The 24,218-nt window shown below is 44.5% G+C and carries 17 protein-coding genes; 11 read left to right on the top strand and 6 right to left on the bottom strand.

The features are described 5' to 3' along the window. Positions 1–27 precede the first annotated feature (27 nt). A complete protein-coding gene (locus tag OL444_RS26450; protein WP_264728484.1) occupies positions 28–1,566 on the top strand; it encodes a S41 family peptidase in 1,539 nt (512 codons plus the stop codon). A 70-nt stretch (positions 1,567–1,636) separates the two neighbouring features. Here OL444_RS26450 and OL444_RS26445 read toward each other — a convergent pair whose 3' ends face one another. Both OL444_RS26445 and OL444_RS26440 read right to left on the bottom strand, forming a co-directional pair. After that, a complete protein-coding gene (locus OL444_RS26445; protein WP_264728486.1) occupies positions 1,637–5,251 on the bottom strand; it encodes a hypothetical protein in 3,615 nt (1,204 codons plus the stop codon). Between the two features lie 311 nt (positions 5,252–5,562). Then, the gene (locus OL444_RS26440; RefSeq protein WP_264728489.1) at positions 5,563–6,261 is read right to left on the bottom strand and encodes a DUF4397 domain-containing protein; all 699 of its coding nucleotides are present in this window, start codon (positions 6,259–6,261) and stop codon (positions 5,563–5,565) included. A gap of 273 nt (positions 6,262–6,534) precedes the next feature. On the opposite strand from OL444_RS26440, the gene OL444_RS26435 reads away from it, so the two are divergent. Then, the gene (locus OL444_RS26435) at positions 6,535–6,843 is read left to right on the top strand and encodes a DUF493 domain-containing protein (RefSeq protein WP_264728491.1); all 309 of its coding nucleotides are present in this window, start codon (positions 6,535–6,537) and stop codon (positions 6,841–6,843) included. Between the two features lie 134 nt (positions 6,844–6,977). Further along, positions 6,978–7,649 (top strand): YceI family protein, encoded by a 672-nt coding sequence (locus OL444_RS26430; protein ID WP_264728493.1) that lies wholly within the window; start codon positions 6,978–6,980, stop codon positions 7,647–7,649. Positions 7,650–7,745: 96 nt separating this feature from the next. Here OL444_RS26430 and OL444_RS26425 read toward each other — a convergent pair whose 3' ends face one another. Continuing rightward, positions 7,746–9,104 carry a metal-dependent hydrolase family protein gene (locus OL444_RS26425; RefSeq protein WP_264728495.1) on the bottom strand — a complete coding sequence of 453 codons (1,359 nt, stop codon included), beginning with the start codon at positions 9,102–9,104 and terminating at the stop codon, positions 7,746–7,748. Positions 9,105–9,365: 261 nt separating this feature from the next. Further along, entirely contained in the window at positions 9,366–10,901 is a 1,536-nt protein-coding gene (locus tag OL444_RS26420; RefSeq protein WP_264728497.1) for a hypothetical protein, read from the bottom strand. Positions 10,902–11,499: 598 nt separating this feature from the next. Here OL444_RS26420 and OL444_RS26415 point away from each other — a divergent pair. After that, on the top strand, positions 11,500–12,096 hold the full coding sequence (locus OL444_RS26415; protein ID WP_264728499.1) for a hypothetical protein: 597 nt from the start codon (positions 11,500–11,502) through the stop codon (positions 12,094–12,096). 2 nt (positions 12,097–12,098) lie between these two features. Here the strand turns inward: OL444_RS26415 and OL444_RS26410 are convergent, their stop codons facing one another. Next, the gene (locus OL444_RS26410) at positions 12,099–12,527 is read right to left on the bottom strand and encodes a hypothetical protein (RefSeq protein WP_264728501.1); all 429 of its coding nucleotides are present in this window, start codon (positions 12,525–12,527) and stop codon (positions 12,099–12,101) included. Between the two features lie 228 nt (positions 12,528–12,755). Here OL444_RS26410 and OL444_RS26405 point away from each other — a divergent pair, with 228 nt between their 5' ends. The 3 genes from OL444_RS26405 to OL444_RS26395 all read left to right on the top strand — a co-directional run bounded on the left by OL444_RS26405 (position 12,756) and on the right by OL444_RS26395 (position 18,152). Next, positions 12,756–13,973, top strand: coding sequence for an AraC family transcriptional regulator (locus OL444_RS26405; RefSeq protein ID WP_264728503.1), 1,218 nt, complete (start codon positions 12,756–12,758; stop codon positions 13,971–13,973). A gap of 164 nt (positions 13,974–14,137) precedes the next feature. Then, on the top strand, positions 14,138–16,936 hold the full coding sequence (locus OL444_RS26400) for a TonB-dependent receptor (protein ID WP_264728505.1): 2,799 nt from the start codon (positions 14,138–14,140) through the stop codon (positions 16,934–16,936). Positions 16,937–16,955: 19 nt separating this feature from the next. Beyond that, positions 16,956–18,152 carry a Ca2+-dependent phosphoinositide-specific phospholipase C gene (locus OL444_RS26395; RefSeq protein WP_264728508.1) on the top strand — a complete coding sequence of 399 codons (1,197 nt, stop codon included), beginning with the start codon at positions 16,956–16,958 and terminating at the stop codon, positions 18,150–18,152. Positions 18,153–18,438: 286 nt separating this feature from the next. On the opposite strand, the gene OL444_RS26390 is transcribed toward OL444_RS26395, so the two are convergent. Next, positions 18,439–19,752, bottom strand: coding sequence for a TolC family protein (locus OL444_RS26390; protein WP_264728510.1), 1,314 nt, complete (start codon positions 19,750–19,752; stop codon positions 18,439–18,441). Between the two features lie 401 nt (positions 19,753–20,153). Between OL444_RS26390 and OL444_RS26385 the strand changes: the two genes are divergently transcribed. The 4 genes from OL444_RS26385 to OL444_RS26370 all read left to right on the top strand — a co-directional run bounded on the left by OL444_RS26385 (position 20,154) and on the right by OL444_RS26370 (position 24,204). Further along, positions 20,154–21,794: a vitamin K epoxide reductase family protein gene (locus tag OL444_RS26385; RefSeq protein ID WP_264728512.1), complete on the top strand. Its 1,641-nt coding sequence runs from the start codon at positions 20,154–20,156 to the stop codon at positions 21,792–21,794. A gap of 118 nt (positions 21,795–21,912) precedes the next feature. Further along, positions 21,913–22,269, top strand: coding sequence for a low-density lipoprotein receptor class A repeat-containing protein (locus OL444_RS26380; RefSeq protein ID WP_264728514.1), 357 nt, complete (start codon positions 21,913–21,915; stop codon positions 22,267–22,269). An 82-nt stretch (positions 22,270–22,351) separates the two neighbouring features. Then, positions 22,352–23,065, top strand: a complete 714-nt coding sequence (locus tag OL444_RS26375; RefSeq protein ID WP_264728517.1) for a DUF4369 domain-containing protein — start codon at positions 22,352–22,354, stop codon at positions 23,063–23,065. Positions 23,066–23,067: 2 nt separating this feature from the next. Beyond that, a complete protein-coding gene (locus OL444_RS26370; protein WP_264728519.1) occupies positions 23,068–24,204 on the top strand; it encodes a TlpA family protein disulfide reductase in 1,137 nt (378 codons plus the stop codon). The last annotated feature ends 14 nt before the right edge of the window (positions 24,205–24,218 follow it).

The following is a 24,218-nucleotide window of genomic DNA, read 5'->3' as shown; positions in this document are numbered from 1 at the left end:
GTAGTTACCATTGTAAAATAATAAACGATGATCCGGTTTATGCAAGACATCCCGTTTTTATGGACAAGAAAGTTCGTTTATGTATTGATGCTGCTGATCCTCTTTTTTACCGCGTGTAAAAAAGAGGATCAGCCAGGTCCACCGGCACCTGCGGAAGGTACACGTCTGCAGTTAAGCCTGGATTCTCTTTATCTGTATGCTAAAGAAACCTATCTGTGGTACGAGGCACTACCGGATTACCATCAGTTCAATCCACGTAGCTATGCCGGCTCTGGTTCAGACCTGTCGGATCTTCGCAGGGAGTTGAATGCGCTGACGGCACTGGCGATAAATCCGCAAACCCAAAAACCTTACGAATACCGGTCAGGTGATGACCGCCCCTTGTATTCCTATCTGGCGGCAGGTAATATTATCACAGGCCGCCGGGCCGCCGTAGATATGGAAGGAACAGGTAATGATATGGGATTGGGCTTATCCCTGCTGACGGAAAATTCGGTATACGTTAGCTATGTGGAAGCCGGTTCCCCGGCAGCGGAAGCAGGCATTAAAAGAGGGATGCGCGTAACTGCTATAGATGGCGTACAGGTGCCTTTAAACAACAATATTATACAAGAGTTACTCGCCGGTACTGCGCTGGGTATTCATTTACAAAAACAGTCGGGCGAAAGCTTTCATGTAACCCTGCACCCCAAAGTATATCATGCTGCACCGGTATTCAAATCTGCGATCCTGGCAGCGGGTGGCAGGAAAGTGGGCTATGTGGCATTGGCGAGATTTAGTGCGCTGCTCCGTGCGAAAACCAGTATAGAAGCTGTATTTAATCAGTTTGCCAACGAAGGCGTCAACAGCCTGATTGTTGATCTCCGGTACAACAATGGCGGCTACGTAGAAACTGCAGAATATGTTGCCAATCTCATGGCGCCGCCGGCCATCCATGGTGCGGTGATGTATGAAGAGCATTACAATACCCTGTTGCAGCAAGGAAAGGCGCCTATCCTGCAAAGCATTCCTTATCTCGATAATAATCACCAACCGGTATATATCAATGGCAGAAAAGCAACGTATGCAGATGTTGATTTTTCTGTAGCCAGGAATACGTACCGGTTTGCCAAAAAAGGATCCTTTCCGGGCAGCCGCAGTATTGTATTTATTGTGAGTGGTATCACCGCTTCTGCCAGTGAGCTGTTAATAAATAGTTTTAAGCCGTATGCAGATGTAAAGCTGGTAGGTAGTAAAACCTACGGAAAACCTGTGGGTTATTTTGGGATCGGTATAGATGTATTTACCGTGCATCTGTCGCAGTTCCGGATCTTAAATGCAGAGAAGAAAGGAGATTACTATGAAGGGATGCCGGTTGATTTTCCGGGTGCAGATGACGTCACCAAAGATTTTGGAGATCCGGAGGAAAGCTGCCTCGCTAAAGCGTTGTCGTATATCAATGGCGCCGCTTTACGCAGTGCCGCTGTAGTGTTGTCTCCGCTGGAAAATACAAGCTGGAAGCAGGGGCAGCGCACCGAAAGATGGGCTATCTCCGGTATGGCAGAAAACAGGTTAAAACTACGTTGAGCCGATACCGGTATAAAAAAACCTTACCCGCTTTACGAATAAAGATGGTAAGGTTTTTTTATGGAAGATATTACTGTGTTACAGGTTGCCGATATTGGTAATCATATTGTTTCAGGATCATACCGTCCAGGTCACGTACTGTTTTCAGTCTGTTCAGCCCATCATATTCATAGTAAATAAACTGGCCTTTGCTATCGCTTTGTGAGGTAAGTCCCACTAATGGTTCATACGTATAGGTAGCAATGCTGGCATCTGCAGGGTGAAGTTTCAGTTCATCAATGAATCCGGTTCCGCTGAGGGTAACCGTGGAAACGCCCGTTACCTGATGGGAGTAGAAGGTCCAGCCTCTGAGCGAACGTCCTTTCTCCGGACTGCCAATCGTACCTGCAATCGTGTAGGGACTGGCATTTTTGGTCCAGTAAGATACCCGGAATTTTATACCTGCCGCAAGCCCTGATTTGCTGATATTGCCCGAAGCCAGGTTGTAGTATTTTTTGCCGGATGGTACGGAGGCATCTGTGATGCCGGTGCCGGCAAAACTCCAGCTTTCATTATTGGCAGCTTCAAAAGAAGTATAGGCAATGTTATCGTAGGCGCTGCCGGTTACAATGGCAATAGGCCCGGGATAGTCCTTATTCCAGATATAGCTGCTTGTTTCGCCACCGTCGGTAGTCTGTTGCAGTAAGTTGCCATAAGTATCGTAGCGGTCGAATGTCAGGCGCTTTTCATAGGCGGCATCTTTGCTGCTTACGCCATTTGTAATGGTGAAGGGTATGAAGTTGGTGCGTGGCGCGTCAGCTGTCAGTTTATAGACCGCGTTGTATTTCAGGTTGTTTTCGTTGAATTCTTTCAGTATCGCATCGAGTACCCCCCAGGTATTGCTGCCATTTTTTTTGATGGATGTCACCTGCTCTACTACTTCACCAATCATATGCGCGTCCTGCATTTTCTTCAGGGCACGGGTGGCCGGATCAGCGCCGTTTTGCCGGGGATAATTAAGCGGATACTTGTTGCTTATCTGTTTTTCGTCGCCATTACTTTGAAAAGTAGTGATGATGGCGGGCTGGTAAACGGTAGTGTCATATTGAATAGACTTCGTAATACTAAGTGTATTGGTGTTATCATCTCCATAGGTAACAGTGGTATCTGATTGCGGCAGGAAAGCCTCTGAGATCATTTTGAATGGCGCCACGGATACCTGATTGATGTTATACTTGTACTCGTACCAGCCAATATTGGTAACATAGCCGTAAGTCACCGACCTGGCGCCGATTTTGACACCATGCATCGTTTTCCGGAACGCAGAATCCGGGAATGTAGTTTGCGGAAAGTTCACGGCTACATCTTTATACCAATATTTTATAGCAGTTCTTTTCACTGGTCGGAAAAGGGTACCCTCTTTTTTGAATTCCTCTTTTTTCAACAGCTGGCCTCTCCGGTGCTCGAAACTGAATTTTGGCGCGTAAGGGAAATTGTGGTTAGAGGGTAACATCTGATCCGGAAACCAGGTATAGGTATAATCCGTTCTAAGCGTATCCCGGGCAGAAACTACCAGTTCGGAAACATTCGGGTAATACACACAGGCCCCGTTGGGTTGTAATAGTGGATAGTTGCTATAAGCCGAATATTTTGTCTGGGTATATTCTCTGGTTACTAATACATACGTGGTCCCCATCTGCATATCTCCATACATCTTGATTTGTATTGGAGCCGTCTCATAACGGGGAGATTCCAGCAACTTTACATCCTGGTATCGGAAAATTCGTTTGAACGGTTCTGCTGTTTCAAAAAGAGAAGAATCCGTGATGGATTTGATCCGAAGACCTCCTGCATAGGATTTGTAATAAGTGGTATCAAACTTCGCTTTCTTTTCTTTCCAGCTTAGCTCTGTACGCATGACTGCAGTGGTGGGCGGTTTGGTCGGAAAAACACTGTTGAGATAATAACGGCCATTGGTAAGATAGAGATAGCTGCTGTCCAGCAAACTGTCAAAGATATCCACTTCAAATCCCGGGTTTTCTCTTTTCCGCAAATAAATGCGGGTATCAGGAAAAATCTGGCCGGAAACAACTTCGTGTAACACATTTACTTTTAAAAAGGGCGTCGCAATATTAATATCAAAAGAGTCTTTTCTGAACTGAGCGTTGTTGGAAGTAACCAGATGTGTTTTGGAGCGTGAGATCACAGAATCTACTTTGAAGTTAACAAACTCCAGTTGATTGGGCTCATATTCAAAACGGGTGCTGCCTCCGGTTGGATAAGTTATTTTTTCCAGGATGGCAGCTTTTACACTGGTGGTATCTATATTTCTGTGGTTATTGAGAAAATTACCGTCGATGCCCTGGTAATAATCCAATACATCCGGCGGAGTAGACGGGTTTTCTGAATAGTAGCCCCAGTGATCCTGTTTGTTATGTTCCAGGCGGGGTGGTAGTGGCGTGTTGTTGTAATTGAAGGCATGAACGGCTGATGCGGTGCCGGTAGCTACATCTATTTCCTTGAGAGAATCCAATCGTAGCCGCAATTCTTCCGAAGTGGTGGAATTGGGCAGTGTTTTGAAGTAGGAATAACCAAACTGATACTTTTTGATGGGTTGCCCCTGTTTATTAAATACGTTGATGGCATCCACCTTTTTGCCGCCGGTAAGATCGTTACGGTCGCTGTTCACAAACTGGATGCTGCCATTGCTGAACTCAATACGATCCGGATAATCGGTATAGGTATTATTTTCCGAGGTACAATTGACCATTTCTCTCGATAGGGGAAGAGGTGGAAGACTTCCACCGCTGCCTGCTAATTGGAAAACATTGTGCGTGGTAGAACTTTCAGAATTAATCTTGTAGGTGGTGCGGGAAGTGGTATAATGTAGCCGGATGGTATCCGCATTGGGTGAAATGATCTCGGCTAGTTTCCAGGCAGTCGTAACGGGTAGGGGTTCATCCGGACTGCCAATCGGTACGGTACATTGACTGTAGCTGACCGTTGATTCTGTATATTCTGTGCCGGCACTATTCCTGCCAAAGATATAACGTACCCCTTTCGGATCTGTGATAATAAATTGCCGGACGTAAGAGGAGTTGCCATCGTATTTGTCGCAATAAATTTTCAGTGGCTGATAGGGAGCTGTATAAAATTTGTTGTCGTCACCCAGCATAAACTTACCGGAATAACCACCAAAACTGAAGACATAAATATCCGGCGCAAAGTCTATATAATTTTGAAACCCAGGTACATCGATCAGCTCCTGTAATTCACCTTGTTCGGTGCCATTGAGGGAACCTTTATTTTTTAACGTATTTATACGTTGGATATACCAGGAATAGTTTGTTTGATTTACACGCTCATCAGGGATACCCTGTACAGATACGGTGATGCTCCCGCCGGTCTGTAAAGCCCATCCCAACCCAACACTGGAAGCTACATCTTCTACTTTATTACCACCACTATGGTAACTAAGACTGACAGGCAATTCCAGGTCGCGGGTTTTAATCTTGTAGAGGGGGATGCCTATATTGGCCAGCCCATTGTAATGTGTAAGCGGAATCAGGGAAAATTTAGCCAGGTTGGCGACATCTGGCGACGGTGGTGCGAAATTGGCAGGCTTGTATAAGGCTGGATCTTGTGCAAAGCACGATAAAACAACAATATGAAGCAGGCAGCACAGGTAAAGTGCACGTAAATTCATAGCTATATTTTAGGGATAAATAACCTGCTACAGCAGGTTGTATACAGGATTACAGATTGAATGAATGTGAATTAACGGATAACGGTGTTGGTCGGATACATGTATCAAAGGTTAAGCGGATAAATGAATATAGTTTGTATGACAGGGTATGTCTGTTCCCGTAGGAACACACAATTCATGGATCAATTTCCATAACGATTTTGGTTATTTGATTAAATGCCTGATACAAATTAATGGAATAAAATGAAAATGAGAGGAGGGATTGCAGCTTGAAAACTTGGATGGTGGCGGGATATAATCACAGGCAGCCACTACTTGTTAATGTATATCTGCAAAGCATCGGCGAGGGGTGGACCGGTGAGATAAGTATAATACACCACGGTGTAAACTTTTCCTTCTTCAAAAGTAATATCAGCCTTTGCATAGTTTCTGGTGGAACTCTGCACGCTAAACAGACCGTAGGTACCTGCACTGATGGCGGTATAACCATCATTGGCCTGGGCAGTAGCTTCCGTTTCATAGCTACGGTTCACAAAGATGGGCGTAAAACCTGCTACGGTCACTGTGCCAGCTTTTACGGGTGTAGAGCTGCTCACGAGATTAAAAAAGCGGATATACGATTTTCCTGGCGTACCAGTTATTATATCATCTTCTACAAACGCAGATTTTGTATTGGTGTAAACATCATACAACAAAAGGCTGTAATTTTTTCCATTGACAAAATCTACCTCTTTACTTAAAACCACATTACTGGTGTTGGCCTGATAAATAGTGATAGTACCGCGGCCGGCTGTGGTAGATTTATAGCCGGAACTATTGGTGAAAGTGACGGCGGCATCGTTTAATTTTTTACCGTTGACGGTAACGTCTATACCTGTGGTGCCTACAATTAAATTGGCGACCATGAGTTGCGCGCTCCCGGGATCGCTGTTATTATTGCTTTTGCTGCAGGAGGACAACACCAGAAAAAGTACCAGTACAAATGAACAAAGAAAGCTGCGATATTTCATATATGCTACTTGGAGGATGGTAAATGCTGCGAAGATGAAGAGGTATGATGCGAATATAGACAACCTGAAAAGAGGTTTGTTTTGCGACAGTGCCAGTCTGCTGAAAATAGCCGGGTGATCATGACTAGTATTCCAAATATAGTAAAATTTGTAGAGAAAGCAAGGTACCGGGCCTCCCGGTGGGTTTCAGGCATTCAGGTATACTCAACTATTGTCAATCGTTATTTTAAGCTATTTTTGCGGGCTAATTCAGCTAAATAAGTAATATTATATATGTCAATAGGTGAAAATGCCAATGCCGGCTTAAACGGGGATCCGTATGAGAATCTTCGTTCATTATTACAGCAGTCGATTGTGTTCCCGACAGATTATACTTTTAAGTTCATTATAAAAGCAGCGGAAGAAGGTAAGATAGCGGACCTGAAATCATTGTTTACAGGCACCGGGGCCCGCATTACAGAAACCGGTTCCTCCGGTGGAAAGTACAAGTCTTTCACCGTGGTGGCACCTGTCCGCGATGAGGAAGAAGTGATCTCCTACTACAAGGAGGTATCAAAGATTGATGCCGTTATTATGTTATAGGGAGGAATGCCTGGTGGGGAAAACTGTAAATGTCAGAGAATTGCTATAATATTGATATTATTCAATATATTGTAGGATCGTTTAAATCAAATCATGTATTTTCGATGACTTATACATTGTTTAAATTTAAATTTATGAAGCAAACAGTACCTGCACTTGTTATGCTGCTGACCATGGCGGCATGTGGTGGAGCCTCCACCGATCAGGCAAAGACCGAAGAAAAGAAAGAAGCAGCTGCCACCTCCGGTGCAGCCTATGCGATTGATAGCGCTACTACAACCGTTGAATGGCGTGCTACCCACAAAGGTGGTTTTGCACCGCGCTTTGGTGTCATCAAAGGCGCAGAAGGCAGCCTCAATGTAGAAAATGGTGCTGTTACCGGTGGTAGTTTCACTGTAAACCTGAACACACTGGCGGTAGATCCGGCTTCTATCACTGAACCGGAGAAAAAAGCAGCAGACCTGGAAGGACACCTGAAAAGCGGTGACTTCTTCGATGTAGCCAAGCATCCAACTGCTAAATTTGTTATTACCGGCGTAGCTCCTTACGACAGCACTAAACAGAAAAGCCTGCTGCCAGGTGCCACTAACCTGATCAGCGGTAACCTGACCCTGAAAGACAGCACCCTGAACATCACTTTCCCTGCACAAATCGTAGTAGGTGAAAACGATGTTACCGCTAATGCAAAATTTGTGATCGACAGATCTTCCTGGGGTATCAACTACAAAACAGAAGGTAGTCCGGAAAACTGGGTAATCAGCAAAGATGTTGAAATCGGTTTTAGCGTGAAAGCAGCGAAGAAATAATTGCTTGTAACAAGATCTTTTTATTAAACAGCCCCGCCCCGCAGATATTATTGCGGGGCGGGGCTGTTTAATTGACCGGTATCCTGCAACCTGTACTTAATCGTTCAACGTATTTTTGTAGATGATCCCGTTTTTGATGATAACCTGGAAATATTTTTCCGGATCAGCTATCAGTTGTATGTTTTCGATAGGATTGCCATCAACGATGATTAAATCTGCATAAGCACCCTCCTGTATCACGCCCAGCTTTCCTGCTTTATAGGGGTTCCGGGGACCACTGAGCGCCAGCAATTCGGCATTGGAAGAAGTAGCCATCGTCAGGATTTCCAATGGGGTATACCAGCGGGTTAATTTGGCGAGTTGTTTACCTTGTTTTACTGCCAATGTGGGATCAAATAAGCAATCCGTGCCCCACGCAGTTTTTATTTGATATTTTTTCGCCAGTTTATAAGCCTGATCGGTGCCATTGGTCATTTCCAGCTGTTTTTCGCGGTTCTCCGAACCTGCCGGAAAGGGAATGGCATCTTCATCATCGAGAAAGGGTTGTAGGCTCCACCATATTTTCTTTTCAGCCATCAGCCTGGCTGTGGCATCATCTGCCAATTGTCCGTGATCGATACATTTTACGCCCGCACGAATGGCCAGTTGTATGGCTTTCGGCGTATAGGCATGCACCGTTACGTAGGTCCCCCAGTTTTCTGCGGCACTCACGGCTGCTTTGATTTCTTCCTCGGTATATTGGGTAACATCCAGTGGGTCGTAGTTGGAAGATACGCCACCTCCTGCCGTCAGTTTTATTTGTGTGGCGCCATTACGTAATTGTTCCCTGACCCGCAACAACACCTGATTCACGCCGTCGGCAATCATCACCATACCTTGTTGTTCCAGATAAGATAGTTTACCTGCTGACCGGGGTACATCAGTCGGTAACCCAAAATCACCGTGCCCGCCCGTTTGGGAAATGATGGCGCCGGATGGATAAATACGGGGGCCACTGATGATGCCTTCATCGATGGCTTTCTTTAAGCTGAAAGTGGCGCCGCCTAAGTCCCTGACCGTGGTAAAACCTCTGAGTAGTTGTTGATGGGCGGCATGCGCAGCAACAAGCGTTACATAGCCGATATCTGATGAAAGCGCCCGGTTTAAAGGTATCGATTCCATCATCGTATGCGCGTGCGCATCAATTAATCCGGGTATGACATATTTGCCTTTGCCATTGATGACATTTGTATAGGCACTTTTGTCTGCCGGTAGCGGGCTTGCTGAGATTCGCCGGATGATATTGTTTTCAATCAGGATGTTAGCTACCTGTAGTTTACCATCTTTGCCGTTAAAGATGTGAACATCTGTGATGATAATTTTTTGAACTGGTTTTGATTGGCCACATACGATGGCTGATGATAGCAATACCAATACGGCAGCCAATAGCAACGGTCGTTTTTTTTGCAGGATCATAGTGTAGCATATTTATGTAGCGTCATCTATATCAAATACGCGTTGATACTGCAGGCAGTGTGCTGATAGTAGGAATTATGGTATCCTGCTGCAGTTTTTTTAGGTAAACACCCCTTGCATCCGGATTGTTTAAACTGGGATATAAGGACAAAAGCCTTGCAGATATCCGGAAAATATCTGCAAGGCTTTTGTATAACGAACATGACTATACTGATTCGACCAAAGATCTGAGCCGGTTGTCAGTATTTACATGTAGGGCCGCTAATGCTTAGCTGCTGTTTTATTTTCTTTCGTGAAGATATCATCAAATGCATTTTTATACAGCTGGAATTTTTTAGGATCTCCTGTGGCATCGGGTAAGGCGTGGGGTTGATCAACCAGCCCCATTACAAAGGAACAATCACTGCCCCTCAGTTGGGTAACCCCGTGACATCCCTGGCATCCTCCCATGCTATATAGTTTTCCATTATGCAATGAATTGGGACCATTATCAAAAGGCTTTTTAAGGCTGCTTCCTCTGAAATAAGCCAGCGGAGGATCTGATTCTATGACATAATTAGCCAGGTAAAAACTGAAAGACGTAGGATCATTGGTAGGATTTCCCTGTACGCCTACGAGCCGGTAATTTTGCCAGATGGAATTAGGATTCAGTTTCCGCAGCTCCCTGTGTACATACGCGGTGGAAGAGTCTACCACGGCAGGGATGGGATGCGCGCGATTATATCTTTGCGGCACCAGTGGTATGGGCACGGTATCCAGCCTGATATAACCCATATCGCTTTTCTCCACATCTTTATGTTCAAAGGTGGCAAATATGAAGTTGGGGAAATTAACGGTTTTATGAATGATATGTATACCAATCAGCCCATAATACTTGTTTTGTGGTATAATCTTATTATTGGACTTTACATAGACAATTACTTTCCGTATAAAATATCGGGGAACTTCTGCCAGCGATATTTCTCTCCAGGCTGTTTTTACTTCCAATGCTCCGGTGTAGATGGTGCGGGTAGTGCCGGGAACTTTGGCGCCACCACACGGCAAACAAAAAACGTTTGCTTGCGGTGGACAGTTACAGGTAGAATTATCATATCCCGGATAACGGCCAGGCTGATAGTAGGCTTTAAACATTTGAATGTTAGTCGCCGTATTATGCTGGGCTGTCTTTAACTTAAAGGAATCCTTAAAGGTATCATATACATACTTGTATTCATCTCTGTTAACTTTTGCCTGATAGAGTACCTGTATTTTCTTTTGATTGAATTGAGAGATGTCTGCATACAAATTACAGGAACCGATTTCATTCCCCTCATCCAGGTTATTGAATAAGGTAAGGTCTACGCCGGGTTGTGCTTCGAATGGTACCTCATAAACATACTTCGGCACCTTATCGAAAGGGAGTCTGTTGTCATCATATGGCCTTACCTCTACGCGGTGGGCGTAGGTTTCCCATACCAGAGGATCTTCCGGGTAGGGCGTCTGGTCATTCTTATAACTCCAGCTTTCGTCCGCATGGCCCCTTAAGGCAGTGGATCGATAGTTGGATTTCCAGTTCAGGGCAAAAAATTCATTCCAGGCGAAGGTGATCAGTTCTACAGAATCTGCATTGGGAGAAGAGGGGTTTTTAGGAATGGCCGAACCAAATGTCACCGGGAAATTAAATTGTGTAATTTTCTCAGGTGGGGACGCCAGATTCTCATGCGTGGGTGCTGCCTGGGAAGGATCATTTCTGGAGAAGGCGATAAAAATGACGCCTGTTACAATAACAGAAAAGAGGATGAGCAATACTTTTTTCATAAGATATATTTAAGTGATGAGATGATCGGAACTACCTCAATACCGTAATAGCCCTAATGAAACAATAGGAGTAGAAAAATAAGGTTACTGCAGGCCATGTAATACCTGCCGGATCAATCAGGGGTAAGCGTAAATAAGGGAAATAACGTTACAGCCCTGCTATGAATGCTGCCGTTTAAATGTTTGATTTAATGTTTGAGAGGTCGTGGTTATTTGAGATTTTTAAAAAATACGCTGTTGAGTCTTCTTAGAAATTATTGATGACGACAATCGTTATAATTCTAAATTATCAAAAAAAAACCAGAATACCAATAATTTTTGTGTCCGGTTGATGCGCTGCCGGGATTAAACGATGAAATAATCATGGCCTTGAAAATTATAAAAAGGAAGTGGGCCGTAATTATTTGTTTGATGGGAAAAGACAGTATATCAAGGTATCGCCATGCTGGACAGTATATGGGCAGGAATAACAGGTAACCCCGAAAATAAATCTGATAAAGAAATAGCAGATGAGATGGCTGAATCGAAAATGCTGTTTTATCTTACAAAAGATTTACTGTCATGTTATTTTAAGATAAGTACGATACCCTATACCAAGATGAAAATAAGACTAGTCCTTTTAGTTGCCGGTCTGATAATTTCGCTGTCATCCCTGGCGCAAAGCTGGACGCCAGCGCAGCTGAATGCAGCTAATACGGCACAGCACATTGCCAGCCTGTCAAAAATGGAGAAAGAGGTGATCCTGTATATTAATCTTTGTCGCTTATTCCCGAAAGACTTTCTTCGTATAGAGCTAAGAAAGTATGAGATAGATAGTAATTACGAAGCCAGTTATCTGAAGGCATTTGCCGCGTATAAAAAAAGTCTTGAAGCAGATCTGCTCAAAAGAGTAGCTGCTGATGTGTTGAAATTCGATGAAGCACTTTACAAGGATGCCAGGTGCTATAGTACTGAAATCTCCCATGCCGAGCGGAAGCCGCACGAAAGAAAGGATTGTCCGCCTGGTCAGTATGCAGAGTGTATTTCTTTTGGACTGGCAAACGCAAAAGATATTGCGATGCAATTGCTGATTGATGCGGAAGTACCTTCTTTAGGGCATAGAATGATCTGCCTGGATGAAAGTTATCATAAGGTTGGCATTAGTGCCGGGCCCCATTTTAGCTGGCAGTTTTGCGCAGTGCTGGAGTTTATCTGATCCTAACCTCTTCTCATTTCCCATGTTCCTGTCGTTATTTCAGCGTAATCACCATCCGGATGTGCATGTAGTCTTCCGATAAGTTCCCAGTCCCCGGAAAAAACTTCGTTGATGGGATCATAATGACCATAGTAACTCAATTCAGGGGTTTTTAGCGCCGTATGCGGTACTACCTGGTTGTCATCCGTGATGAGGAAGAATTGACGATATGCTTTTGTGAAGCTGATAAAGTCGTCTTCTACAAACCCCTTAATAGTAGCAGTATTGTTTTGACTGACGGGACTATTTACATCATGGCAAACGCCTTCGAAGTGATCATCCCCTGTATCGGTCAGGGATAACTTAAACAATACTTTTTCTGCGGATAATTTTTCCCCGAATGCAGGGTCATAAATATAGTATCCTTGCCATTCGCCGGTGAGGGAAATCATGATGGATAAGCTGTTGAAAAGGTAAACAGGTAAAGTTATACGGCGTTAAAAATAGTGTTTCCATAGCAAACTTACTATCCATATCTTAAAATGAAATGAGGTCGTGTTACTTCGTTCAGCCAGCGGTGTTATATAAGTACTATGATATTGTCGGGATCTAACTTAACAATTCCTTAATAATGGTTATGTAGTTTCACGGCTGCAAGTCATCATATAAATGGGGATTCAATGAAGTATATTATTCTTTTAGGGGCTTTTCAGGCGTTGGTTGTATTTAGTATATTCATTATAAATGATAAGAGACGATCTGCAGATAAGATATTAGGCTGGTTTACCATCTGGGTATTTATTCATTTGGGCGCTGGTTTTCTGTTGCATACACTTTTTCCGAATGCGGAAATCCACAAACAGTATTACACCTTTATTACGTTGATCTACGCGCCCTTGTTATGGATCTATGCCCGGGAACTCTCCGGCCGGCGCCAGCAGCTGAAAAAGAAAACCTACTACCTGTTTATCCCGGCGCTGATAGCGGCGGTAGCCTATTTTGCCATTGCCGGCTACATTGTATCTCATGGAGGCAAAACACCATCGGTTATTATACAATATAATAATACAGTAGGGTATACGGCTTTAATCCTATTCCCTGTTTTTGCTATCCTGTCTCTGAAAGAATCCTTTCATATTCCTTTTTTCTGGCGATCTGAAAGGCAGCTGGTACGCTTTATCGCCATTATGTTTCTGATACTGCCACTGATCAGTCTGACGATATCGCTCAATAAGCTGTTGCTGCCACCTTCGTACTTCATACAGGATATCCATTCCTGGAGCAGGATTTTTACCTATATCACCCTGCTGAGTATTTGCCTGGCTATTGGCAGGGTCAAAATATTATCCTTGATGGCTACCAATGCCCCGGCGCCATTAATAGAAGAGGAGCCATGCGACCTCCCGCTGATAGTGGAGCAGCCAGCTGCGGCCACGGAGATACCTGTTGAGGAGCCGGTGCCGGATACGCCGGGTCAGCAACGAAAGTCAGTATTGCCATTGGAACAGCAGGAGGTGATAGCCCGACAATTAATCAGGTGGATGGAAGAAAAGGCTGTCTATAAAGACGCTGAGATTACCCTCGACAAACTGGCTGCGGCCATGGAAGTATCCAGACATCATCTTTCAGAAACCCTGAATCAATACCTGGGACAATCCTTTTATCAGTTTATTAATGAATACAGGATCAGGGAAGTCGTTAAGCTGATCGATGGCAGCCTGGAAAATAACCATAGTCCCAATATCCTTTCCCTGGCTTTTGAAGCGGGCTTTCATTCCAAGTCATCCTTTAACCAATACTTTAAAAAGGTGACTAACAGTACCCCTTCTGCCTATATGAAAAGTAAAAGTATGCCGGAAAAAAGCAGACGGGAAGTGATAAAACCTACCCTGACCTAGCGGTTTTAACCTGGTTTAACAATTAGGTAATATTGCATAATTGATTGGTTTTTAATTATTTATATTTTTTATCGTCCTTCCCGATCTACCCGTACGTCTAGGTTTATCTACAAGGGCGACTTCTTTGACCGGCCGGTCCAATTTTGTGAAAAAAATATTTGCTCATGGGTAGCCGGCTTTTGTTATTGATCTTACTCTTTCCTTTTTTCTGTACGGCACAGCAGATCAGGGGAACTATTTTATCCAAGGAAGGGCCATTACCTGCTGCTACCATCGTTATTGATGGGAATGGAACCCAAACAGATCTCTCCGGGGCTTTTGATATCAATGTCAGGAAAACCGGAACGGTAACACTTAAAATTAATTACATCGGGTTTGCTGCCAGGACGGTAGTGGTAACCGTAAAGCCCGGCCTGAATCAGCTGGGAACCATCCTGATGGAACCTGCCAATGACGTATTGGGAGAAGTGGTGGTGAAAGGCGCTTCCGCCGGTTCACAGATACGGGCCATCAGCATCAAAAAGAATGCTTCAGGCATTATGGAGGTACTGGCGGCTGATGCTATTGGTAAATTGCCCGATCGTAATGCCGCGGAAGCCGTGCAACGTATTCAGGGCGTTTCTATCGAAAGAGACCAGGGTGAAGGCCGCTATGTGTCGGTTAGAGGTACGCCTATCCAATGGAGCGCTACCCTGCTGAATGGTAACCGTTTACCTACCGCCAGCCTCGATTATACCGACCGGCGTATACAAATGGATATCTTCCCTTCCGAGCTGATAGAGTACGTACAACTGTCGAAAGCCATCACGCCGGATATGGAAGGAGATGCCATCGGAGGTTCCATTAACTTTATTACCAAAGCAGCTCCGCTGTCCCGCACACTCCGGATCAATGCTGCCGGCGGATATGGCGATCAGGCGCGCAAAGGTTCCTACAATGCTTCTGTTGTTTATGGAGACAGACTGATGAAAGGGAAGCTGGGCTTTGTACTGTCTGCGGTGATCTGGGACCGTACTTCTGCGCAGGATCGTTATAATATGAATTACGATTTTGCCAATCCCCACCCGGTGCAATCCTATTCTATTACAGATCTCCAGTTGCGTGACTACATCGCACACCGCAAAACCACCGGCCTGAATGCAGGACTGGAATACAAATTCAATGACCGGCATAAAATACAGTTTAAAGGTATTTACAGTGAGTTTGTAGATGCCCAGATGGTACGGGAAACCTATTTCTATTTCAACACGAAGAATGCCAGCATTATCGACCGGGCTTCCAATTACCACACCAGTCTGTACTCCGGTGAGCTAAGCGGTCAGTCGGTGCTTTCCGGTAAATTAACCCTCGACTGGGCTGCCAGTATGGACAAATCCAGGTTCCAGTTTAAAAATCCCGGTTACTATCCGATGGCCACTTTCCAACAGGCTGTTACCTACGAAGGCCTGGCAGCTGACGGTAAAAAATACCTGGCGATGGATGCCCCGGATGGACAGGGCGATGTGATAGATGCTGTATTGCCGCATATTTCGGCCGCTACGCCTATCAGTAATGAGGCCATGAAACTCTCTCAACTGGTGATGGTACGTAGCACCAACTGGGAAGAAAACAAGCGTTTCGGCTTTAATGTCAAATATACACCGGATCATAAACTCACGGTAAAAGCGGGTGGTAAGTTCATTCACAAAAACAAGGTAGTACAATCTCCCTACGATATCTACTTAGGCGGTGTGCTGGGCCCCGCGCCTACCATGGCCAGTCTGGGAGCGGAGCCATTTCCCTATAATGGTGGTTTCCTCAGTGAAATAGGTTCGCCCTATAATAATGTCATCATCAACCAGATGCCACTGGGCCAGCTGCAAAACCTGGTCACACCGGAAAGTATCCGTAACAACAAGTTGCTGCCTTACCAGATAGATTCTGCTACCAATGCCTCCGGTGCTACCAAATATTTCACGGGTGTAGAAAACGTATATGCGCTGTACGTGATGGGAGAATATAAGGTGTCGGACAAACTGACGCTGACAGGTGGTATTCGCAATGAATATAATAAGGTAACATTCAACGGTAGCAAAGTAACCACCAATGCGACCGGCAAACAGGTGACGGCTATTACACAGGATAACAGCTACAATGCCTTTTTACCGATGCTGCATGTGAAGTATAGTGTGACCGATAAAGACATCGTCCGGCTGGCCTATACCCGCAGCTTTGCACGGCCGGATTTCAGCAGCCTCAATCCCGGTACCACGCAGGACGAAATGAATAAGGTGATCAGCCGGGGTAATGCCAACCTCAAACCAACCTTCGCCAATAACTTTGATGTCATGGCCGAACACTACTTCGGTGGCATCGGCATGGTGAATGTGGGCGCCTTCTATAAAAAACTGACAGATCTTATTTATAACAACGAATGGTCTGAAAATATTAATGGGGTACGTTATGCCGTGAGTGCGCCTGAGAACCTGCAAAGCGCCTGGCTCGCCGGTTTTGAAGCAGGTGTGGTGAAAAGATTTACCGGTTTGCCGGGCTACTGGAAAGGATTTGGGGTAGATGTCAATTATACATTCACGGATTCCAAGGTAAAGATTCCCCGTTTTGTAAATGGCCAGAAAACGGAAGACAACAGCGTCATCCCGAAACAGGCCAAACACATCTTCAATGCATCCCTCATTTACGAGTACGGTAAAGTAATGGCAAGAATAGCCGGTAACTACAAAGGCAAATACCTGGACGTTATCCGCCAGGCGGCAGGCCCCGATCATTACCGTTGGTATGCCGAGAACTTCACAGTAGATTTTTCTGCCTCCTATGCTATTACGCCCCGGATCAGGGCATTCCTGGAACTGAATAACATCACCAACGCGCCTGTCCGTTATTACCATGGCACCTTTAACCGGGTAGAACAGGCGGAATGGTATTCCTTCCGTGGACAGCTGGGCGTGAGTGCTAAAATCTTCTAATCATAAAAAACAATTGATCATGCAGACAATTATTAATAAAGCATTGGGGACAGTGCTGATGGCAGGTGCAGCAATGGTTTGCAATGGACAGACTGCCCGGCTGGATGCGCTTAAAATAAATCAGGTACAGGTACTGGGTACCCATAACAGCTATGCACAGCCGGTAGATTCCAACGTGTTGGCTTACATTGATCCTATCATAGAAAAAATGGCGGAAGGCTATATGAAAATGATGCCGCCGGAACAATTGAAGTCTATGGCAGAATTTCATCCCAATAAGATGAAGATGAGTGAAGGGCTTAAATACAATCATCCACCATTCGATGTACAGCTGGATGCGGGTATCCGAAGCCTGGAGATAGATGTTTACAATGACCCTACAGGTAATCGGTTTAATGACCCGGCTGCCTACCGGGAGCTGCGGAAAAAAGGAGTGACCAACCTGGCGCCGTTTAGTACAAAAGACCTCGATAAACCAGGCTTTAAAGTACTGCATATGGCCGACATCGACTTCCGGACCCATTACACCACTTTCAAAGCGGCACTGACGGCGATGCGGTCATGGTCTGATACACATCCGGGTCACTTCCCCATCTTTGTGATGATAGAAGCAAAGGATAAAGGCATGCCTTTATTCCCGGGTGCTGCCAGCGTATTACCTTTTGATGAAAAGGCATTTGATAGCCTGGATCAGGAAGTGGTGGCCACCTTAGGCCGGGATAAGCTGATCATACCAGATGATGTACGCGGTCAGTTCCCTACCTTGCGGGAAGCAGTACAGGCTCAAAATTGGCCTACCGTGAAGGCGGCGAGGGGTAAATTTGTTTTTCTGTTGCTGCCATCCATGGCGGGTATGAATATGACTTCCGATTATGCCAAAAACAAACCTAACCTGGAAAACAGGGTAATGTTCCTGCAATCACTGCCAACAGATACCTATGCGGCCTTTTTCCTGCTCGACAATGCAATGGTGCGTAAGCAGGAAATACAGCAGTATGTACAGCAGGGCTTTTTTGTCAGAACACGGGCGGATATTGAAACGTATGAAGCCAAGGTGAATGACTACAACAGAGCCAATGCCGCGTTTGAAAGCGGGGCACAGGTTATTTCTACCGATTTTTTCCGCCCCGGAAACGGATATGGTACCCCTTATGTGGTGAAGCTGCCAGGTGGGGGAGAAGCACGGCCGAATCCGGCGAATGCTAAAAAGAAATAGAGCAAATATATTTTTGCAAAATCGTAGCAGGGATTCCTTGCTACGATTTTGCTATCTGCTGAATTTAATGATGGGTAGTGAAAGGTATTATAGTGGTAATGTTATTTGGGTGGTGCGTAAATCATATCGGGCGGTATAGGTTTTATGGATGATGTGGAAGGCATCACAGTCTACCTGCCATTTGAAAGAAATTTGCCGGTATATAGTGGGATGATTCATTATTCCGGACATTTTTAACAGGGATATAAAAATACAGGCATTTTTTCACCTCCAAAAACAGACAACATTATCTTTCTCCCCTCAATACCCGGAGTACCTCTACATTGTACATCAGTGTATATTTAGCTTTGATCACATTGGCAGCAGCCACATTATAATCCAGTAAAGCCTTGTTATATTCCATGGCACTGGTTTCTCCGATATCATAGCGCTCTTTCATCGCCTGATAATTCTTTTCCAATGCATGGTATTGCACCTGCAATACCTGATACTCCTTCACCGATTTCTGATATTCCTGTGTGGCCATGATGAGCACTTTCTCCCGTTCTGTCTTTACTTTATTCAGCTCAGATTGTTTTTGTTGCAGATCAAGTTTTAGTCTGCTGATATTATTCCGGGTTTTAAAGGCATCAAAAACCGGCATGGAGAGAGACACCCCGAAATTCAACGCTTTATTCTGGTTTACCTGATCTCCAAAAGGCATATAGTGCCCGCTCATATAATCCTTACGCTCGGAAGAATAGTTGGTACCATAGCCACTAAAGAAACTGATGGTGGGATAGTAGGGCGCCCTGGCATATCTTAAATTTAAAGTGGACTGTTGTAATGATAATGCAGCGAGTTGAATCGCAGGATCATGTGCGGGCAGGCTATCGCCATGTTGCGGCGCTGTAGCTGCAATATCCTGGTTGGGTGTTTCCAGTTGCACAGTGTCTGTCAGCGGTATACCCAACAGTTGTTTTAGTGCAACCAGACTACTGTTGCAGGCGGTATTGCTGACAATACCACTTAGCTCGTTGGTGGCCACCTGACTTTCGGCCTGGGCTACATCTACCAATGTATTGGTCTGTAAGGCAAATTTTGCGCGTTCCTGTTCCAGCTGCTCCTGTGCGTACTGCAACTGTTTCAGACTGATTTCATATAAAGCATGGTTGGCCGTAGCATCAAAGTATCGCGCCAGCAATTCCAGTTTGAGGGATTGGCGGAGTTGATTTTGCTGTATTGCTTTACTTTCCAGACTTAATAGCGCCTGTTTGAGTTTATTGATTTGACTGAATCCCTGGAATAGCGTAGTGCGTGTACTCAGGTTGGCATTGGCGGTATTCGACCATTTATTGCCGGTCACCAGCTGGCCGGCGATCTGGTCAAAGGCAAGTCCCATGTTATAGGTATGGCCTGCATTAAACGACAAAGTTGGCAGAAAGGCATTCCGGGCGTCCTTTACATCTACCGTGGCTAATAGCACATTGATATTGGCCTGACGGAGCGCCTCATTTTGCGATGCCAGTAATGCAAAAGACTGATCAATATTCAGTGTGGTCTGAGCCAATAGCGGATTAGCCAACAGACAGCAAAAGGTCAACAGAAAAATAGGACGCATCAGTTTTCCTTATTTGTGTTCGGCATAGATTCCTCTTCATTAGTTATGACTATAGGGTTGGCTTTTTTCATTTTTCTTCATTAACGTGTACGGGTAATTAGCGGAAGCAAAAAAACAGGCACAGCTGCCGCTTTAAAGTAAGCCAATATAATATTTTCTCCAGCTGAATTTTACAGCAAATTTTTTTATGCGGCCTTTCTATTATGTATCCGGTAAAACTATATTGTCCGGAAACCGGCTGTGAATAAGTGTTTGAAAGAAGTGCGCGTTTGAAATAAATTGTTGAAATCATTTTAAATAATCGAAATAATACTTGCTCATTTTATCTACATAGATAAAAATATTTGAATTTTAAAAGTTTCGTATATCTTTAAGACCGTCACCTGTTCATAGCTGTAATTATGTCGATAGCCACGTTATTTGCCAGTAAAAAAGAGAATGATCTTTTTAAGACTTGTCATTATTTATTAAAAAAACTGCAGGTTAATGTTACCCATACCGGATTGTCTGAAACCCTGCAGCGCCACGTAGAATATCCTTCCCTGCTTGCCATCAAGGATACGCTTTTTGAATATGGTATTGAATCCGGCGCCATAGAAAAAGGAGTGCATAGTTATGATGCATTTGAAACGCCTTTTATTTGTTCCATACAACAGGAAGGTTGGCCCATCGCCTGCTTTACCCTCGTAACCAGTACAACAGCGGAGCATATTGAATACCTGGATCCGATTACGGAAAAGCCTATAAGTATTCCGGTGGCAGATTTTGAGCAGATAGATAAGCACATCATCCTGTTGCTGGATACTACTGCACCCAGGGACGAAGCCCATTTTGTTGAAAACAGCAAAAAGCAACGGAATCATATGTTGACGAAGCGCGTGCCGGTATTCCTGGTATTGGCTGCCATATTGCTGGCGGGTGGTTATATCCTGTCTCAGCCTGTTGGCATGCAAACCTGGTACGGATTGGGATATCTGCTGTCGGCTTTCCTGGGACTGGTTGTTTCATCATTGCTGATTTGGAACGAGATAGATGCACACAATCCCTTTATTAAGGAAGTATGCGGCGGCAAAAGCAAAAAGCTGAGCTGCAATGCGGTGCTGTCCTCTTCAAAAGCATCGCTGATGGGGATCAGCTGGTCCGTATGGGGATTTACATTCTTTGCTACTTTTTTCACTACACAGGTACTTTTTCCTGCTAACACCAGCTTTATGCTGATGTGGTCTGTGCTGTCGCTGTTGGTGGCTCCCTATATTTTATTTTCCATCTATTATCAGTGGAAGGTAGTCAGGCAATGGTGTCCGCTTTGCCTGGCTGTACAGGCGGTATTAGCTGTGAATGCACTGATGGCAGTGGGCTGTTTGCCGGGCACACCTGCATTCATCACCGCTATCGCTCCATATACGATGGCGGCGATCCTGTTTACAGGCCTTTTCTTTTTGCTGCTGACCAATATGGCCATACCGCAACTCAAGGATGCCCGTGATGGGAAAAGTTATGAAAAGAGATGGAAAAAGCTGCGCTATAACCCCGAGATATTTCAGGCGTTACTGGATAAAAGCGACCGGGTTACTATTCCGGTCGATCACCTGGGTATCGTAGTCGGCAACCCGCAGGCTACCCACGAGATTATTAAGGTATGCAACCCTTATTGTGGTCCGTGTTCTAAAGTACATCCGGAATTGGAACATATCATCAAAACAAACCCGGATGTAAGGATACGTATCATATTTACCGCCACCGGAGAGGATACCGATAAAAGAACGCCCCCCGTAGCACACCTGCTGGCGATACAACAAAAATATGGCCATGAAAAGGTACAGCTGGCACTGGATGACTGGTACTTGGCTCCCCATAAAGACTATGAAGCCTTCGCACAAAAATATCCGATGAACGGAGAACTGCAGGAACAACAGGAAAAAATATTCGCGATGCGCGACTGGTGCAACGATATGAAGATCAGGGCTACCCCAACGATATACATCAACGGCAGAGAATTGCCGGATAGCTATCGGGTAAATGAACTCAGGAACTTTTTCTAGAAAAATAGCCAGGACCGGTTGCAAACGATCTTGGGCAAACAGAAGGCTCCCTGTCAAAGGCCCTCTCAAGATGCCCCGGAGTGAGCGGACATCAGGTATTCATCTCAATTTCACAATTATGAAAAAAATTTCGCTGAAAGATTTAGGTACATTAGGCATTCAACAACTGTCCAGAGAAAACCTGAAAAATGTAACAGGTGGTAGCTGGTGCGCACCGAACGAATTCGCATGTAGGAATGGTACCTGTATCCCCATATCTAAAGAAATGGACGGTGTCATGGATTGTTTGGATGGTAGTGATGAAATGGCACATTCCTGCTCCTGTACATTGAAAACAACTTCCGGAACGAGTGTTGATTTCCCGATTTCCTCCAGTGCCAATACCCAGGAATTATGTTCAGACGGCTGTAAGACTGCCTGTGATAATGCATCGGGTTGTGCCAGCTGGTCATCTGTGTTTGCATCGTCTAACTAAGTGATCAAATAACATGCTGAATGAGTTTTAACCAGGGATTACAGCTGGTTAAAACTCATTCAGGTTTAGAAAATAATAGCGTATGAAGCAATATATTCGTTTGATGGGTACCTGGTTGCTGTTGTTGCTGCCATATTTTTCTTTCTCCCAATATCATTATTGCGTTGAGGGGGAATTTGATAATAAACTGTTGGGAGATGTCCACCCCTATAGCTTTAAAGACGGAGATACGATCACGATGGAATTGCTGAACTCCCGTCAGTGCTATACGACTATTATCAAAGACGGGCATTTTAAGTTTGAAGGAGAGGTAGCCACACCAGCTGTTGCCTCGATCGTTCTATCTAAAAAAATGGGTACAAAAATTCTTATCGACAGCAGTAAGTATGTCTGTACTTTCTTCCAGGAAAAATTAGCAAATAATAAAGTAGGTTATGATGTGAAGGTAGTCACTACCTCTTTTTTTCATAATCTATGGGTGACGCTGGCACAAAAGCAAGGCGCGCTGGGAAAAAAACAAAGAGAACTACAGGAGCTGATAGCCAACAGTGAATCCGGGTATCAAAAGAATGTCTATAAAGAAGAGTGGGAAACGGTGAATAAATCCCTGTCGGATCTTTATTATCAGGCATCGGTCACCTATAAGGGCACCTATGAAATGACCTATATACTGCAAAGTGCGCCGGATCTAACTTACGACAGGTATATTCATTATTACAATGAATTGCCCGAGGCTATCAAAAAAAGTTTTTATGGTAAGAGACTGTATGAAAAATTGATGGCTACAAAAAAATGAGTATGACAAAAGAACTGTTGAAATGTGCTGTTTTGCTGATTTTTTCCTGTGTCGCCATTGTATCTTACGGGCAGAAAGCCGGATCGGAAAAAAAGAATGTTACCATAAAAGGTTGCCTGAAACCTTATCCCAATACCCAAAAATTCGTATTGACATACCGTACAGACCGTGATACTTTTCAACTGTCCGTTGATGCAGCTGGCTGTTTCTCGCAGACAGTAACAGCCGGATTTGACAATGCAAACCCAGCGTCAGCCATACTGGAATATAAAGATCTGAGCAATGATCCATCCACTTCCATCAAAAGATATTTTATTATTGATACCAATGTTGTTTCCCTTCATCTCAACGTTACGTCGGGAGCATTCATGGTGGAAGGCGGAATGGAAAATCAGGTAGAAGGTCTTTTCAGAGATATAGAAAATACCTACACCGAAAAAATGAAAAACCCATATCTGACGATACCAGGCATGGACAGTATCAGCGTAGAAAAATACCTCCATGAACTGACACTCATAAAAAAATATAACAGCAGCTACATCGCTTTGCAAAGATTACAGAGCCTATTCAGGCCGTCTGCCTATCTTATCAGCGATAGCATAAAAGCAGCCATCGATCACCTGGATACCAGCCGGTTTTCTCCCGCCATACTTGCGGAGCTGATGAAGCAATATGCTGATTATGTAACAGCGAATCGTATCAGACTGGACGATGGCATTTTCCCTCAATTGAACTTTGAAACAATACCAGGTAGTACTGCATTTAAAGTACTGGCTGCACAATATCCCTATCTGCTGATTGATATCTGGGCTACCTGGTGTGGTCCCTGTATTCAGCAGCACCCTGTCTTAAATAGATTAGCTATTAAAGCACAGCATCATAAATCCTACGCCATTGCAGGTATAGCGATCTCCAGCCGGAAAGCTGATTGGGAAAAACACCTGCAACAAAAGCCGTTTAACTATCCCAATTACTGGCTGGATGAGCAGGAGGGCAGAAAACTGACGCAGAAAATACACCTCATCGGCGTACCGAGATATTTATTGTTACGTACAGCGGATAATATTATTGTTGAAAAGGATATAGAGATGGAGCAGCTGGAAAAAATACTCCGTAAATACACCATTCAGCAGCCGTAGATCTACAGTACGAT

Source organism: Chitinophaga nivalis (assembly GCF_025989125.1).
GTDB lineage: Bacteria > Bacteroidota > Bacteroidia > Chitinophagales > Chitinophagaceae > Chitinophaga > Chitinophaga nivalis.
Note: the sequence above shows the minus strand (reverse complement) of the source record. Positions and strands in the feature narration are given on the sequence as shown.